Source organism: Streptomyces sp. XY006 (assembly GCF_002237655.1).
GTDB lineage: Bacteria > Actinomycetota > Actinomycetes > Streptomycetales > Streptomycetaceae > Streptomyces > Streptomyces levis.
In genome coordinates this window covers 171,376-185,677 of record NZ_NOKT01000009.1, presented here as the reverse complement: position 1 = coordinate 185,677, position 14,302 = coordinate 171,376, and the positions used below count along the sequence as shown (strand labels likewise).

At 73.4% G+C, this 14,302-nt stretch carries 16 protein-coding genes; 3 read left to right on the top strand and 13 right to left on the bottom strand.

What is annotated here, in order from left to right; all coding sequences use genetic code 11:
* Positions 1 to 25 precede the first annotated feature (25 nt).
* The 13 genes from CHR28_RS13000 to CHR28_RS12945 all read right to left on the bottom strand — a co-directional run bounded on the left by CHR28_RS13000 (position 26) and on the right by CHR28_RS12945 (position 12,460).
* Entirely contained in the window at positions 26 to 1,633 is a 1,608-nt protein-coding gene (locus CHR28_RS13000) for a glycoside hydrolase family 13 protein (RefSeq protein ID WP_094053803.1), read from the bottom strand.
* Positions 1,634 to 1,694: 61 nt separating this feature from the next.
* Positions 1,695 to 2,558: a carbohydrate ABC transporter permease gene (locus tag CHR28_RS12995; protein WP_094053738.1), complete on the bottom strand. Its 864-nt coding sequence runs from the start codon at positions 2,556 to 2,558 to the stop codon at positions 1,695 to 1,697.
* Positions 2,555 to 3,532, bottom strand: coding sequence for a carbohydrate ABC transporter permease (locus tag CHR28_RS12990; RefSeq protein WP_094053737.1), 978 nt, complete (start codon positions 3,530 to 3,532; stop codon positions 2,555 to 2,557). The genes CHR28_RS12995 and CHR28_RS12990 overlap by 4 nt, the downstream gene beginning before the upstream one ends.
* A gap of 5 nt (positions 3,533 to 3,537) precedes the next feature.
* A complete protein-coding gene (locus tag CHR28_RS12985) occupies positions 3,538 to 4,881 on the bottom strand; it encodes an ABC transporter substrate-binding protein (protein WP_094053736.1) in 1,344 nt (447 codons plus the stop codon).
* Between the two features lie 134 nt (positions 4,882 to 5,015).
* Complete coding sequence (locus tag CHR28_RS12980) at positions 5,016 to 6,011, bottom strand: LacI family DNA-binding transcriptional regulator (protein WP_107473125.1); 996 nt, start codon at positions 6,009 to 6,011, stop codon at positions 5,016 to 5,018.
* A 58-nt stretch (positions 6,012 to 6,069) separates the two neighbouring features.
* Positions 6,070 to 6,741, bottom strand: coding sequence for a GntR family transcriptional regulator (locus tag CHR28_RS12975; protein ID WP_094053734.1), 672 nt, complete (start codon positions 6,739 to 6,741; stop codon positions 6,070 to 6,072).
* 35 nt (positions 6,742 to 6,776) lie between these two features.
* Entirely contained in the window at positions 6,777 to 7,778 is a 1,002-nt protein-coding gene (locus tag CHR28_RS12970) for a proline racemase family protein (RefSeq protein ID WP_094053733.1), read from the bottom strand.
* A gap of 13 nt (positions 7,779 to 7,791) precedes the next feature.
* A complete protein-coding gene (locus CHR28_RS12965; RefSeq protein ID WP_094053732.1) occupies positions 7,792 to 8,682 on the bottom strand; it encodes a dihydrodipicolinate synthase family protein in 891 nt (296 codons plus the stop codon).
* Positions 8,679 to 10,043, bottom strand: a complete 1,365-nt coding sequence (locus CHR28_RS12960) for an FAD/NAD(P)-dependent oxidoreductase (protein WP_094053731.1) — start codon at positions 10,041 to 10,043, stop codon at positions 8,679 to 8,681. Before CHR28_RS12960 ends, CHR28_RS12965 begins: the two co-directional genes overlap by 4 nt.
* Positions 10,022 to 10,273, bottom strand: a complete 252-nt coding sequence (locus tag CHR28_RS37480; protein ID WP_143655835.1) for a hypothetical protein — start codon at positions 10,271 to 10,273, stop codon at positions 10,022 to 10,024. The genes CHR28_RS12960 and CHR28_RS37480 overlap by 22 nt, the downstream gene beginning before the upstream one ends.
* The gene (locus CHR28_RS12955; protein WP_094053730.1) at positions 10,263 to 10,577 is read right to left on the bottom strand and encodes a (2Fe-2S)-binding protein; all 315 of its coding nucleotides are present in this window, start codon (positions 10,575 to 10,577) and stop codon (positions 10,263 to 10,265) included. Before CHR28_RS12955 ends, CHR28_RS37480 begins: the two co-directional genes overlap by 11 nt.
* Positions 10,574 to 11,728: an NAD(P)/FAD-dependent oxidoreductase gene (locus tag CHR28_RS12950; protein WP_094053729.1), complete on the bottom strand. Its 1,155-nt coding sequence runs from the start codon at positions 11,726 to 11,728 to the stop codon at positions 10,574 to 10,576. The genes CHR28_RS12955 and CHR28_RS12950 overlap by 4 nt, the downstream gene beginning before the upstream one ends.
* Positions 11,729 to 11,800: 72 nt before the next feature.
* Positions 11,801 to 12,460, bottom strand: a complete 660-nt coding sequence (locus CHR28_RS12945; RefSeq protein ID WP_179272412.1) for an MmyB family transcriptional regulator — start codon at positions 12,458 to 12,460, stop codon at positions 11,801 to 11,803.
* A gap of 237 nt (positions 12,461 to 12,697) precedes the next feature.
* On the opposite strand from CHR28_RS12945, the gene CHR28_RS12940 reads away from it, so the two are divergent.
* From CHR28_RS12940 to CHR28_RS12930, 3 genes are all read left to right on the top strand, one after another.
* Positions 12,698 to 13,357: a helix-turn-helix domain-containing protein gene (locus CHR28_RS12940; protein ID WP_094053727.1), complete on the top strand. Its 660-nt coding sequence runs from the start codon at positions 12,698 to 12,700 to the stop codon at positions 13,355 to 13,357.
* Positions 13,358 to 13,389: 32 nt separating this feature from the next.
* Positions 13,390 to 13,920, top strand: coding sequence for a toxin-antitoxin system, toxin component (locus CHR28_RS12935; RefSeq protein WP_094053726.1), 531 nt, complete (start codon positions 13,390 to 13,392; stop codon positions 13,918 to 13,920).
* Positions 13,921 to 14,072: 152 nt separating this feature from the next.
* A complete protein-coding gene (locus tag CHR28_RS12930; RefSeq protein WP_094053725.1) occupies positions 14,073 to 14,297 on the top strand; it encodes a hypothetical protein in 225 nt (74 codons plus the stop codon).
* Positions 14,298 to 14,302 lie beyond the last annotated feature (5 nt).

Below are 14,302 nucleotides of genomic sequence, written 5' to 3'. Positions count from 1 at the left end.
GGGTACGGGGATAGCGCGGGCGGTCTCAGGCGCGCAGCCAGACCGCGGTGTCCTCGGGCAGCCGCCCGTCGGCGTCCAGCGGGCCACTGGCGAGGAGGAGTCCGGAGTGGGCCGGCAGGGTGACGGGGGTGCCGGCGAGGTTCACCAGGCAGATCCCGTCCGACCGGCGGAAGGCGAGGACACCCTCGGCGGCGGGCAGCCAGGTGAGCGGGCCGTCCCCGAGGGCCGGGCGCAGCCGGATCGCCTCCCGGTACAGGCTCAGCATCGAACCGGGGTCCCGGGCCTGCAGGTCCGCGGCGTACGCCGGCCAGCCCTCGGGCTGGGGCAGCCAGGGTTCGCCGCCGAAGCCCGCGTGCGGGGCTCCCGCCGTCCACGGCAGCGGGACCCGGCAGCCGTCCCGGCCCGGGTCGGTGCCGCCGGAGCGGAAGTGCATCGGGTCCTCGATGCGGTCCAGCGGGATCTCGGCCTCGGGCAGGCCCAGTTCCTCGCCCTGGTAGACGTAGACCGCGCCGGGCAGGGCCAGGGACAGCAGGGCGGCGGCGCGGGCCCGGCGGGTGCCCAGGGCCAGGTCGGTGGGGGTGCCGAAAGCCTTGGTCGCGAAGTCGAAGCCGGTGTCCTCGCGGCCGTAGCGGGTGACCGTGCGGGTCACGTCGTGGTTGCACAGCACCCAGGTGGCGGGGGCGCCCACCGGGGCGTGCTCGGCGAGCGTCTCGTCGATGGAGCGGCGCAGCCGCCCCGCGTCCCAGGGGCAGGTCAGGAAGGAGAAGTTGAAGGCGGTGTGCAGCTCGTCCGGGCGCAGGTAGCGCGCGAAGCGCTCGGTGTCCGGCAGCCAGACCTCGCCCACGAAGACCGCGCCGTACTCGTCGGCGATCGCCCGCCAGGCGCGGTAGACGTCGTGGAGTTCGTCGCGGTCGACGTACGGGTGGGGGTCGCGGCCCTCGGTGAAGTCCGGCAGCGCCGGGTCCTTCACCAGCAGCGCGGCCGAGTCGATGCGGACACCGGCCACGCCCCGCTCCAGCCAGAACCGCAGGATGTCCTCGTGCTCCTGCCTCACCGCCGGGTGGGACCAGTCGAGATCGGGCTGCTCGGGGGCGAACAGGTGGAGGTACCAGGAGCCGTCCGCGAGCCGTGTCCAGGCGGGGCCGCCGAACTGCGAGCGCCAGTTGTTCGGGGGCAGTTCGCCGTCGGCGCCGCGGCCCGGGCGGAAGTGGAACAGCTCCCGTTCCGGGCCTCCGCGCAGCGCCGCCCGGAACCACGCGTGCTGGTCGGAGACGTGGTTGGGCACGATGTCGACGATGGTGCGGATGCCGAGCTGGAGCGCCTCGGCGATGAGTTTCTCGGCCTCGGCCAGGGTGCCGAAGGCCGGGTCGATCACCCGGTAGTCGGCGACGTCGTAGCCGCCGTCCTTCATCGGGGACAGGTACCAGGGGGTGAACCACAGGGCGTCCACGCCGAGTTCGGCGAGGTAGGGCAGCCGGGCGCGGACGCCCGCGAGGTCGCCGGTGCCGTCGCCGTCTCCGTCGGCGAAGCTGCGGACGTACACCTGGTAGATCACGGCGTCGCGCCACCAGTCGTCCTGCCTGGAAGGCGCGGAAGACGCGGAAGACCCGGAAGACCCGGAGGGCGAGGGGATCGGGGAGGCAGGGGTGGGCTGTCCCACGGTCGGTGCCTTTCGTCGGAGGGGGTCGGCGACGTCAGCCCTTCGTGCTGCCCGCGCTGATCCCGGCGATGATGTGCCGCTGGAAGACGAGGAACAGGGCGACCATGGGGATGCTGGCGATCACCATGGCGGCGATGAGCACGGTCAGCGGGATGTTCTGCGACAGCTGGACGAGGGCGACGCTGATGGGCTGCTTGCCGGTGTCGGAGAAGACCATCAGCGGCCACAGGAAGTCCTGCCAGACGGCGACCAGCGCGAAGATCGAGACGACGCCCAGCACGGGCCGGGACATCGGCAGCACGATCGACCACAGCACGCGCAGCCGCCCGGCCCCGTCCATCTCGGCGGCCTCCAGCACATCGCGCGGGATCTGGTCGAAGAACCGCTTGAGCAGATAGAGGTTGAAGGCGTTGGCGACGGCCGGGAGCCAGATGGCGAGCGGGTCGTTGAGCAGGCCGAGGTCGGCGACGGTCAGGTACTTCGGCACGACGAGGGCCTGCGCCGGGACCATCAGGGTGGCGAGGATGCCGCCCAGGATCACCGTGCCGAAGACCGGCTTCAGCTTGGACAGCGCGTAGGCGGCGGCCGTGCAGAACACCAGCTGGCACAGCCAGGCGCCGGCCGCCTGGACCACCGTGTTCCACAGATGGGTCGGCAGCTGCATGAGCTCCCAGGCGTCGGTGTAGCCGCTGACGCGCCAGTCCTCCGGGACCAGGGTGGGCGGGGTCCGGGCCACCTCGTCGGGGGACTTCAGCGCGCCGGTGACCATCCAGTAGACGGGGAAGAGGAAGGCGAGCGCGAAGAGCAGGACGACGCCGGTGAAGACGGTCCAGTAGACGGCGCGGCCGCGCGGGCGGGCCAGGACGGCCGGGGAGACGAGGGTGCGGGTGCTGCTCATGCGGTCTCCCCGTCGGTCCGGGTGAGTCGGAGGTAGCCGGCGGAGAACAGGCCGAGCAGCAGCAGGAGCATCACGCTCAGCGCGCAGGCGCCGCCGAAGTCGTTGTAGAGGAAGGCGTACTTGTAGATCAGGTACAGCACGGTGACCGTGGCGTTCTCCGGGCCCCCGCCGGTGATGACGAACGGTTCGGTGAACACCTGCATGGTGGCGATGATCTGCAGCAGCATCAGCATGAGGATCACGAACCGGGTCTGCGGGATCGTGACGTGCCGGACGCGTTGCAGCAGGCTCGCCCCGTCCAGTTCGGCCGCCTCGTACAGCTCGCCGGGGATGGACTGCAGGGCGGCGAGGTAGATCAGGACGGTGCCGCCCATGTTGGCCCAGGTGGCGACGATGACGAGGGAGACCAGGGCGGTGTCGGCGCCGTTGGACCAGTTCGAGGTCGGCAGGTGCAGCAGGCGCAGCGCCTCGTTGGCCAGGCCGGCGCCGGGGTCGTAGAACCACTTCCACAGCAGGGCGCTGACCACCGGCGGGATCATCACCGGCAGGTAGACCACGACCCGGAAGAAGGCCTTGGCGTGCCGGAGTTCGTTGAGCACGAGGGCCAGCACGAACGGGATCGCGAAGCCGATCAGCAGGGCGAGCAGCGTGAAGGTGAGGGTGTTGCGCCAGGCGGCGGCGAACTCGGGGTCCTGCACGACGCGGGTGAAGTTGGCGGTGCCGACCCACTCGGGGTCCGCGCCCGGCGTGTACTTCTGGAAGGCGATGACGACCGCGCGGATCGCCGGGTACCAGGAGAACAGGGCGAAGCAGATCAGCCCGCCGAGGAGGAAGAGGTAGGCGCGGCCCTGGTCGGCGAGGCGGCGCCGCCTCCGGTCCCCTGCCGGGGGCGGCGCCTGCACCGGACGGACCTCGATCGCCGGGCGGGTCCGGCGCTCGGCGGTCTCCAGGGGGATGGGCCCCGTGTTCTTCATCGGGCTCAGCCCCGCGCCAGGATGCCGTCGATCTTGCCGGAGGCGTCCTTCAGCAGCCGGTCGATGTCGGCGTCCTCCTTGGTGAGGACGGCGGAGACGACGCCGTCGAGGACGGAGTAGATCTGCTGGGCGTGCGGCGGCTCGATCCTCATGTCCAGGCGCTGGTTGCCGTCGAGGAAGGGCTGGTAGTTCCCCACCGGGACATTGGCGTTGGCCTGCTTGATCCGCTGGTCCTCGGCGTCGGCGGCGCCGGTGAACAGACGCGGCTCGGGCAGGCCGACCGGCGCGTCGTGCTTCTTGGCGCGGGCGTAGTCGCCGAGGAAGCCGTCGCCGGGCGTGAGGAACATGTGGTCCAGCCACTTCAGTCCGGCGCGGATCTGGGCGGGGCTCGCCTTCCTGCTGAACATGTAGCCGTCCCCGCCGACCAGGGTCGCCCGGCCGCCCGGCATCGGGGCGATGGCGATGTCCTCGTAGTCGGCGCCCTTCTCCTTGACGAGGATGGGGATGTTGTCGGGGGCGGCGAGGTACATGCCGAGCTTGCCCGAACCCATCATCTGCTGCGCGTCGTTGATGACCAGGAGCTGCTTGCTGCCCATCGAGTCGTCCGTCCAGCGCATGTCGTGCAGGGTCTGCAGGACGGCCCGGCCCTCGGGGGTGTCGACGGTGGCCTCCTCGCCGTCGGCGCTGACGACCTCGCCGCCCTGGGAGTACAGCTCGGCGGTGAAGTGCCAGCCGCCCTGGTTCTGGGCGCTGTAGTCGGCGTACCCGACGGTGCCGCCGCCCAGCCCGGCGATCTTCTTGGCGGCGGTGCGGACCTCGGCCCAGGTGGCCGGGGGCTTGTCGGGGTCGAGGCCGGCCTTCTCGAAGAGGGCCCTGTTGTAGATCAGGCCCATGGAGTAGCCGGTGCGCGGGATGCCGTAGACCTTGCCGTCGACGGTGTAGATGTCGCGCAGCTGCTTCTGGAGCGTGCCGTAGCTCTTCAACTCCTTGACGTACGGCGTGAGATCGGCGGCCTGGTTGATGTCGACGACGTGCCGGGCGTCGGTGAAGTACGTGTAGAAGACGTCCTCCATCTGCCCGCCGGCGAGTTTGGCGTCGAACGTCTTCGGGTCCTGGCAGGGGAACGCGTCGTGCGGGACGACGTCGATGTCGGGGTTCTGCTTCTCGAAGGCGGCGACGTCCTCCTCGAAGAACGCGCGGTCGGTCTTGGCGCTCTTGGGCGGCATGCAGTTGACCGTGATGCGGGTCTTGCCGCCGGCGGACTCGTCGGTGTTCCCGCCGCAGGCGGTCAGTGCGAGGGCGCTGACGCCGAGCAGGGCGAGGGTACGGCGGATCCCGGTGCTTCTCATCGGTGGACCCCTTAGGGCAGGAGCGAGTGGGCGCCTCAGGACAGGAGCGGGGGGCGCCGCACACTCAAGCACCGGCAACAGCGGATCGCAAGATGTCGCGCGGAATTTGCAATTATTCGACAGGCGGGTGCATCTCACTCACGCGGTGCCTGCGCGGTCGACCCCCGCACCACCAGCTCCGGCTCGAACAGCAGCTCCTGTGCGGCCACCGAACCGCCGCTGATCTGCGCGTTGAGCAGCTCCACGACGGCCTTGCCCATCGCCTCGATGGGCTGGCGGACCGTGGTCAGAGGGGGTTCGGTGCAGTTCATCAGCGCGGAGTCGTCGTAGCCCACGACCGAGATCCGCGAGGGCACGTCGAGTCCCTTGCGGCGGGCGGCCCGTACGACACCCAGGGCGAGCGGGTCGCTGGCGCAGATGAAGCCGGTGACGCCCCGGTCGATGAGCCGGGCCGCCGCCGCGTGGCCGCCCTCGATGGAGAACATGGCGCGCGCGACGAACTCGTCGGGGACGTGCCCGACGGCCCGCGCGGCGGCCAGCTTGCGCGCCGAGGGGACATGGTCGCCGGGGCCGAGCACCAGCCCGATCCTCTCGTGCCCGAGCGAGGCCAGGTGCCGCCAGGACTGCTCGACGGCGACCGCGTCGTCGCAGGACACCCCCGGGAAGCCCAGGTGTTCGATGGCGGCGTTGACCAGCACGACCGGGATGTTCCGCTCGGCGAGCTGCCGGTAGTGGTCGTGCGGCGCGTCGGCCTGGGCGTAGAGCCCGCCGGCGAAGACGACTCCGGAGACCTGCTGCTGGAGCAGCAGCGTCACGTAGTCCGCCTCCGAGACGCCGCCCCGGGTCTGGGTGCACAGCACCGGCGTCAGCCCGAGCTGGGCCAGGGCGCCGCCGATGACCTCGGCGAACGCGGGGAAGATGGGGTTCTGCAGCTCGGGCAGGACCAGGCCGACCAGCCGGGCGCGCTCACCGCGCAGCTGCGTGGGCCGCTCGTAGCCGAGCACGTCCAGGGCGGAGAGCACCGCCTGCCGGGTCGGCTCGGAGACACCCGGCTTGCCGTTGAGCACCCGGCTGACCGTGGCCTCGCTGACCCCGACCTTCTTCGCCACCTCGGCAAGTCGTCGCGTCATGCCCGCAAGCGTAGCGCAATTTACGCAAGCTGCTTGCGTAATCGCGCAAGAAGTTTGGTCAGGGCGCTGCCCACAGTCCCCGGACGTGCCCGATGTGCCGGGTCATCACCGCCCGGACGGCCTCCTCGTCCCGGGCGAGCAGCGCGTCCAGGATCTCCAGGTGCTCCTCGGCGGAGGCCTCGAGACGCCCCTGCTCCACCAGCGCGGTCAGCCCGTACAGCCGGGAGCGCCGTCTGAGGTCGCGGACGACGTCGACGAGGTGGTCGTTGCCGGCGAGGGCCAGCAGGCCGAGGTGGAAGCGCAGATCGGCCTCGACATAGGCGATGAGGTCGCCCGCCGTGGCCGAGGTGACGATCTCCCGCGCGACCGGGCGGAGCGCCTCCAGCGCCACCGGGTCGGCCGTGACCGCCAGCCGGGCCGTGGTGGGGATCTCGATCAGGGCCCGGACGTGGGTGTACTCGTCGAGTTGCTTCTCGGAGACGGCGGTGACCCGGAAGCCCTTGTTGGGCACGGTGTCGACCAGGCCCTCCTTGGCGAGGTCGAGCATGGCCTCGCGCACGGGGGTGGCGGAGACGCCGAAGCGGGCGGCGAGTCCGGGCGCCGAGTAGACCTCGCCGGGGCGCAGTTCGCCGGCGATCAGAGCGGCCCGCAGCGCGTCCGCGACCCGCTCCCGGTGGCTGGGCTTCCTGCTGCCGAGGACGGGCAGGGCGGGGGTGTGCTGCGGGGCCATGACGGTCGGGGTTTCCTCTCCTGGTGGACGTGCGGCTACAGGACGAACCCGGCCGGGAACGGGTCGTCGGGGTCGAGCAGGTACTGGGCCGTGCCGGTGACCCAGGCGCGCCCGGTGAAGCTGGGCAGGACGGCCGGGCGCCCGGCGACCTCGGTGGTGCCCAGCAGTCTGCCGGTGAACCGGGTGCCGATGAAGGACTCGTTCACGAACTCGGTGTGCAGCGGGAGTTCGCCGCGCGCGTGCAGTTGTGCCATGCGGGCGCTGGTGCCGGTGCCGCAGGGCGAGCGGTCGAACCAGCCGGGGTGGATGGCCATGGCGTGCCGGGAGTGCCGGGCGGTGGATCCGGGGGCGGCCAGGTAGACGTGGTGGAGACCGTGGATGGAGGGGTCCTCCGGGTGGACCGGCGGGTCCTCGGCGTTGACGGCGGCCATGAGGGACAGGCCCGCGGCGAGGATCTCGTCCTTGCGGGACCGATCGAAGGGCAGGCCGAACCGCTCCAGCGGCAGGATGGCGTAGAAGTTGCCGCCGAAGGCGAGGTCGTAGGTCACCGTCCGCCCGTCGGCGAGGGTGACCTCGCGGTCGAGACCGACGGCGAACGAGGGCACGTTGCGCAGGGTGACCGACTTCGCGGCGCCGTCCTCGACCGCCACCTCGGCGACGACCGGGCCGGCCGGGGTGTCGAGCCGGAGGGTGGTGACCGGCTCGACGGCCTCGACCATGCCGGTCTCGACGAGCACGGTGGCCACGCCGATGGTGCCGTGCCCGCACATCGGCAGATAGCCGGAGACCTCGATGTAGACGACGCCCCAGTCGCAGTCGGGCCGGGTCGGCGGCTGGAGGATCGCGCCGCTCATGGCGGAGTGGCCGCGCGGTTCGTTCATCAGCAACTGCTTGATGTCGTCGCGGTGTTCGCGGAACCACAGCCGCCGCTCGTTCATGGTGGCGCCGGGGATGGTGCCGATGCCGCCGGTGATCACCCGGGTCGGCATGCCCTCGGTGTGCGAGTCGACGGCGTGCAGGACGAGTCTGCTGCGCATGATCGGTCCTTCGCTAGGAGAGTCCGGCGGCGACGGCCTTCTCGGTGGCGGCCCGGACGGCGGCCTCCTGCTCGGGCAGCAGGGGCACCCGGGGCGGGCGGCACGGGCCGCCGTGACGGCCGACGAGGTCCATGGACAGCTTGATGGCCTGGACGAACTCCACCCGCGAGTCCCAGCGCAGCAGCGGGTGGAGCTGCCGGTACAGGGGCAGCGCGGTGTCGAGGTCGCCGCCGACGGCCGCGCGGTACAGCTCGGCCGAGGCCCGGGGCAGGGCGTTCGGATACCCCGCCACCCAGCCCTTGGCGCCGGCCACGGCCAGCTCCAGCAGGACGTCGTCCGCGCCGATCAACAGGTCCAGCTCCGGGGCGAGTTCGGCGATCCGGTAGGCCCGGCGGACGTCGCCGGAGAACTCCTTGACCGCCTGCACGAGGCCCTCGCCGTGCAGCCGGGCGAGCAGTTCCGGCACGAGGTCGACCTTGGTGTCGATCGGGTTGTTGTACGCGACGACCGGCAGGCCCGCCTTCGCCACCTCGGCGTAGTGGGCGAGGACGGCGCGCTCGTCGGCGCGGTAGGCGTTGGGCGGCAGCAGCATCACGGACCGGCAGCCGGCCTCGGCGGCCTGCTCGGCCCAGCGCCGGGCCTCCGCGGAGCCGTAGGCGGCGACGCCGGGCATGACGCGCTCCCCGCCGATCGCGGCGACCGCCGTCTCGACGACCCGGGCCCGCTCCTCGGGGGTGAGCACCTGGTACTCGCCGAGGGAGCCGTTCGGCACGACGCCGTCGCAGCCGCTCTCCACCAGCCAGGCGCAGTGTTCGGCGTACCGGTCGTAGTCCACGGACAGGTCGTCGTGCAGCGGAAGCGCGGTGGCGACGAGGACGCCGCGCCAGGGGCGGTGGTCGGTCATGACAGTCCCTCCTGGGGATCGTGCCGGGCGAGGACGCCGAGCGGTACGGGGCGGGCGAACGGCCGCCGGGCCGGGGTGGGCGGGCATCCGGCGAGGCCGGCGACCGCGGTGGAGCACATCCGGCCCTGGCACCAGCCCATCCCGGCCCGGGTGAGCAGCTTCACCGTCCGTTCGTCGCCCGCCCCGAGGTCCAGGGCGGCGCGCACGGCCCCGGCGGTGACCTCCTCGCAGCGGCAGACCACGGTGTCGTCGGTGAGCTGTTCGGCCCAGTGAGCGGGCGGCGCGCAGGCGGAGTCGAGGGCGGCGGCGGATCTGCCGAGCCGCCTACGGGCCTTCAGCGCGGCGGGGGCCGGGTCGGGGGCGGTGCCGCGCAGGCGTGCTGCGGCGGAGCGGCCGGCGATGTGTCCCTCGGCGAGGGCGAGGGCGGCGCCGCCGACGCCGGTGGCCTCCCCGGCCGCCCAGACGCCGGGCACGTCGGTGCGCTGCTCGTCGTCGACGGCCACGGCGAGTCCGTCGAGGCGGCAGCCGAGGCTCTCCGCGAGGTCGGTGTGCGGGAGCATGCCGTGGCCGACGGCGAGGGTGTCACACGGCAGGTGCCGCTCGGTGCCGGGCCGGAGGCGGCCGTCGGTGCCGAGGGCGGCGACCGTCACCCCGGTGACCCGCTCGTCGCCGTGGGCGCGGACGACGGTGTGGCGGGGCAGGACGGGCACGCGGTGGCGCAGGAGCCGGGCGGCGTACCCGGCGCCCTCGGGGAGCTTCCCGGCCAGGGCCCGGCCGTGGCGGGCGAGGCGTTCGGGTGCGCTGGACTCCACCAGTGCGGCGACCTCGACCCCGGCGGCCGCGAGGCCGGTCGCCACGGGCAGCAGCAGCGGCCCCGACCCGGCGACGACGGCCCGGCGCCCCGGCACCACGAGGCTGCCCTTGAGCATGGCCTGCGCTCCCCCGGCGGTGACCACGCCCGGGAGCGTCCAGCCGGGGAAGGGCAGCACCGTCTCGTAGCCGCCGGTGGCCAGGAGCACGGCCGGGGCGCGCACTTCGGCCGGCTCCTCCTGGCCGGGCCCGGTCAGCGCGTGCACGGTGAAACCGTCCGGCGTGCGCTCCACGCACCACACGTGGTGGTCCGTCAGCGTGCGCACGGAACCGGCGGCGAGTCCGTCCCGCAGCCGCTGCCAGGTCCGCCACCGGTGGTGCAGCGCCTCGGGCCGTCCGGCCCCGAGCCCGGCGGCGGGCTGCCGGTAGAACTGACCGCCCGGCGTGGGCGCCGCGTCGACGAGCACGACCCGCACGCCGCGTGCGGAGGCGGCGAGCGCGGCGGCGAGCCCGGCGGGCCCGGCCCCGATCACGACGAACTCGGCACGCATGAGCCACCCCTTCCGTGCCGTCGGCCGGTGGCGGGGCGACCTGGCCGCGCCTGCGCCGCCGCGAGCGGGCCGCCGGTGCCGGGGTCGTCCGGCGCCGGTGTGAACTCGGCCTCGACGTCGTCGGCTCCGGCCCGGGCGGGCCGCATCAGCCGGGCCCGGCCGCAGGTCGGCCGGGCGGGCGGGAGGCCGTCCGTACGGCCGGAGCCGGTCACGTCCGGTTCAGTGCCCACCGCTCGCCCCCTCGTGTCCCGTGCCGTCCTGCGTGGTGATCGCGTCGCCCGGCCGGGCCGGCACCACACACGCCCGCTGGTTGGGGCGGTCGTTGACGGTGACCAGGCAGTCGAAGCAGACGCCGATGCCGCAGAACACGCCGCGCGGCCGGCCCTCGCCGCGTGTGGCGCGCCAGGAGGTGACGCCCGCCGCCCACAGCACCGCGGCGACCGTCTGCCCCGGCAGCGCCTCGACCGGCCGTCCGTCGAAGGTGACCGTGAAGGCGGGCCCGGGGCGCGCCCCCGCGAGTTCCAGGGGATTCACACGGCCTCCTCGGGGAAGCGGTCGGGCCGGAACGGCCCCGGGTCCAGGGCGGGCGTCCGCCCGGTCAGCAGCGCGGCGATCAGCTGCCCGGTGCCGGTGGCCAGCCCGATGCCCGCGCCCTCGTGGCCGCAGGCGTGGAACAGCCCGGGCGCCCGGGGGTCGGGGCCGATCGCGGGCAGGTGGTCCGGCAGGTAGGGCCGGAATCCGGCGTACGTGCGCATGGCCCGCACTCCGGCGAGGAAGGGGAAGAGCCGGGTCGCGCCGGCCGCGAGCGCGCGCAGGGCCGGGAGCGAGACCGAGCGGTCGAAGCCGACCCGTTCGCGGCTGGCGCCGATGAGGACCGGCCCGGCGGGGGTTCCCTCCACCACCGGGGAGGTCTGCAGCCGCGTCGCGTCGCTCGCCACGTCGGCCACGTAGTCGGCGGCGTAGACCTTGTGCCGGACGCGGGGCGGCAGCGGTTCGGTGACCAGGACGAAGCCACGCCGGGGCAGCACCGGCAGCGACACGCCGGCCCGGGCCGCGACCTCGCCGCCCCAGGTGCCGGCCGCGTTGACGACCGCCGGGGCGTGCAGGTCGCCCCGGTCGGTGCGCACCCCGCGCACCGCGCCTCCCGGGCCGCGCAGCACCCCGGTCACCTCCCGGCCGGTGCACTGCCGGGCGCCCGAGGCGCGCAGCAGGTGCGCCGCCGCGAGGGCGGGCATCACCTGGGCGTCCTGCGGGTAGTGCACGCCGCCGGCCAGGCCGGGGGCCAGATACGGCTCCAGGTCGGTGAGCCGGTCGGCGGGCACGGTCTCCGCCTCGACCCCGGCCGCCCGCTGCCCGGCGGCGAGTTGCTCCAGCCCGGCCCGGGCCGCGTCCGTGCCGGCGACGACGACTCCGCCCTTGGCCTCGTACTCGACGGCCTCGCCCAGCCCCTCCGCGGCCAGTTCGGCCCACAGGCGGGCGGAGAGCAGGGCCAGGTCGAGCTCGGGCCCGGGTTCCTTGTCGGAGACGAGGAGGTTGCCCTCCCCCGCGCCGGTCGTCCCGCCGGCCACCGGGCCCCGGTCCACCACGACGGTGCCGAGGCCGGCCCGGGCCGCGTACAGAGCGCAGGCGGCGCCGACCACTCCGGCGCCGATCACCACGACATCGCAGGTCAGCGGCTTGCTCACGCCAGTACTATGTCACACACCACAGCATCCGGGAAGAGAGCAGCCCGGGACGTGCGGGCAGCGCGGGAGCGGTCAGCCGGCCGTCGGGACGACCCTCAGGTGGGAGGCGGTGCGGCGCGCCCTGCGGTCCCGGGACGGGGCGCGGCGGGCCTCGCGCAGGACGAACGTGAGCCGGGTGCAGCCCAGTTCCTCCAGCGTCCGGGAGGTCTCGGCGACGATCCGGCAGTCGGTGGCGCCCCAGCGCGGGTCCGGATGCAGCACCGGCCGTACGGCACCGTCGAGCTCGACGGCCTCCTCGCCGACCGCGCGGATCCAGTGCGGCAGGCCGTGCCGGTAGGCGGCCTCCATGATCGGGTCCTGGGCGATCTCGCGGCGGATGGCCTGCAGGCCGTGGTCGGGGCCGTGGCTCTCCGCCGTGCGCGCGAAGTGCGCGAGCATCGGCAGGCACCAGCTCGCCTCGTGCTCGCCGAGCACCGTGGGCGCGTCGGGGTGGAAGAGCACGAACCGCAGGAAGTTGCCGTCCGGCATGGCCGTGGGGTGCGGGCCGACCCCGCCGAAAAGTGACCGGAAGGCGCTGTTGGTGAGAACGACGTCCCAGCAGTGGTCGACGACGAGCGAGGGGAAGGAGACGGCTTCCAGAAGCCCGGCGCAGTCGTCCAGGTAGGCCTGGGCCTCTGGATTCTCGGGGACGGGCCGCGGTGCCGGCCGCTGCCCTCCTGCCTGAAATGCCATCGGGAGGTCACCCCTCTTGCCTGTGCGGCCTTGACGCGGCGCCCCGATCCTGGTGCCCAGGGTTGAGGCGTGTCAACTATCGTGGCATTTCATGCCTGTTGACGGCTGAAATTGGCCACAGTTGTGGCGAGACCTGGATGTGAGTTCGAGGCACCGGCTACGCTCCGGGAAGTTCACGCCGGGTAAGTCACGGCATCCGCTTGTGAGAAGCCTGTGAGAGACGTAGGAGAATCGTCGGTGACGGGTGGCTTCGTCGAGGGTCCGGGCGCCACGCGTACGGCCGTGCTACCGGCCGTCGTCTCCCGTGTCACCGCGCTCGCCGACCGGCTCGGCGTGCCGCACGCCGAGGTCTTCGACACCGGGCGGCTGTCCGTCGCCTCCGGGGTCCCGGAGCCGGTGGTCAAGGCCCTGCTCAGTGGCCGGCCCGCCGGTGAGCCCGATGTGCAGGCCCGTTTCCTGCAGCGTCTCGACCTGTTGCGCCGGACCCGTCTGAAGCCCAACGGCCGCAAGTACACCCAGCAGGAGATCGCCGACGGCGCGGGCATGTCCCGGCAGCAGGCCGGCGCCCTGATCAACGGGGACCGCCGGCCGACCATGGAGCACTGCGACGCCCTCCAGCGGTTCTTCCGGGTGCACGCCGGATTCCTCACGGCCGAGGATCCCGAGGCGCTGGTCAGTGCCCTCCAGCACACCGAGCAGGAGCTGCTGCAGAAGCTCGCCGACCGGGAGCGGGAGGCGGCAGCGGCGGCGGACGACCCGCTGGAGCGGCTGCTGCAGGACCACGGCGTGCGCGGCATCGCCTGGCGGGCCGCACAGCTGCCCACCGACCAGCACCGCGACAAGGTCGCGGAGTGGCTGGACATGCTCCTGGAGAGCGTCAAGCGGCCCGAGTCGTGACCGTGGGGAGAACTGTGGGCATCGGTAGGGAAATGCGCCGCCTGTGCGGCGAGCTGGTCGCGGAGCTGACCCTCCCCGCGCCGGCACGGCCCGACGAGCTGTACGCCGCGTTGTGCGACGCGATGAGCAGACGCCGGGGCCGTCCCGTCCACTTCCGTACGGCCGCCTTCCCGCCCGGGACCGCCAGCGGGCTCTGGCTCGACATGGCCGAGCAGGACCTCGTCGTGATCGAGGAACGCACGGCGCCCGACCACCAGTTGGTGATCCTGGGCCACGAGCTGTGGCACATGAAGGCCGGGCACTGCTCCCACCACGTCGAGGGGGCGGCCGTCGCGGCCCGGCTGCTCGACGAGCGCGCCGACCTCCAGGCGACGGTGCTGAAGGTGGCCGCGCGCACGCGCTTCGATCTCGACGACGAGAAGGAGGCCGAGAGCTTCGGCCTGCTGCTCGCCAGCAAGTGCCGTACGTGGCTGTCGGGTTCGGCGGCACGGGGGCCGGCGCAGCGGGACCATCTGGCGGGGCGGATCGAGGCCTCTCTCGGCTACCGGGGGCCGCAGAGCTGACCCGCGCCTGTGCGCCGAGCGGGCGAACCGGCGGGCGGCGGGGCGGGATTGTCAGTGGTGGACGGCAAGCTGGAGTTGCGCCCCCGGCTGTGCGGGGCGCGCGCGCCGCGAGGCGCGGGGAGCGACGACGCCGACACGGGGAGAGCCGACCGATGCCCACCGCCGTACTGACCGACCGCGAGCGCACCGCCGTCCAGGCCTATCTGCGGCTGCTGCACACCGTCCGCGCCGCCTTCGACCGGGAGACGGGCCCTCCGGTCGTCCCGCCCGCCGTCCTGGCCGACGCGGAACAGGCCCTGCGGCAGGCGGGCCTGACGGGCAACGAGGAGGCGTTCTTCCGTCTGCTGGAGAGCTGGTGCCCGGAGCCTGGGCCCTGAGGTGA

Bases quoted from the DNA above. Each gene is read 5' to 3' on its own strand.
- CHR28_RS12995 (WP_094053738.1), bottom strand. From the start codon at position 2,558: ATGAGCAGCACCCGCACCCTCGTCTCCCCGGCCGTCCTGGCCCGCCCG.
- CHR28_RS12990 (WP_094053737.1), bottom strand. From the start codon at position 3,532: ATGAAGAACACGGGGCCCATCCCCCTGGAGACCGCCGAGCGCCGGACC.
- CHR28_RS12985 (WP_094053736.1), bottom strand. From the start codon at position 4,881: ATGAGAAGCACCGGGATCCGCCGTACCCTCGCCCTGCTCGGCGTCAGC.
- CHR28_RS12980 (WP_107473125.1), bottom strand. From the start codon at position 6,011: ATGACGCGACGACTTGCCGAGGTGGCGAAGAAGGTCGGGGTCAGCGAG.
- CHR28_RS12975 (WP_094053734.1), bottom strand. From the start codon at position 6,741: ATGGCCCCGCAGCACACCCCCGCCCTGCCCGTCCTCGGCAGCAGGAAG.
- CHR28_RS12970 (WP_094053733.1), bottom strand. From the start codon at position 7,778: ATGCGCAGCAGACTCGTCCTGCACGCCGTCGACTCGCACACCGAGGGC.
- CHR28_RS12965 (WP_094053732.1), bottom strand. From the start codon at position 8,682: ATGACCGACCACCGCCCCTGGCGCGGCGTCCTCGTCGCCACCGCGCTT.
- CHR28_RS12960 (WP_094053731.1), bottom strand. From the start codon at position 10,043: ATGCGTGCCGAGTTCGTCGTGATCGGGGCCGGGCCCGCCGGGCTCGCC.
- CHR28_RS12945 (WP_179272412.1), bottom strand. From the start codon at position 12,460: ATGGCATTTCAGGCAGGAGGGCAGCGGCCGGCACCGCGGCCCGTCCCC.
- CHR28_RS12935 (WP_094053726.1), top strand. From the start codon at position 13,390: ATGCGCCGCCTGTGCGGCGAGCTGGTCGCGGAGCTGACCCTCCCCGCG.
- CHR28_RS12930 (WP_094053725.1), top strand. From the start codon at position 14,073: ATGCCCACCGCCGTACTGACCGACCGCGAGCGCACCGCCGTCCAGGCC.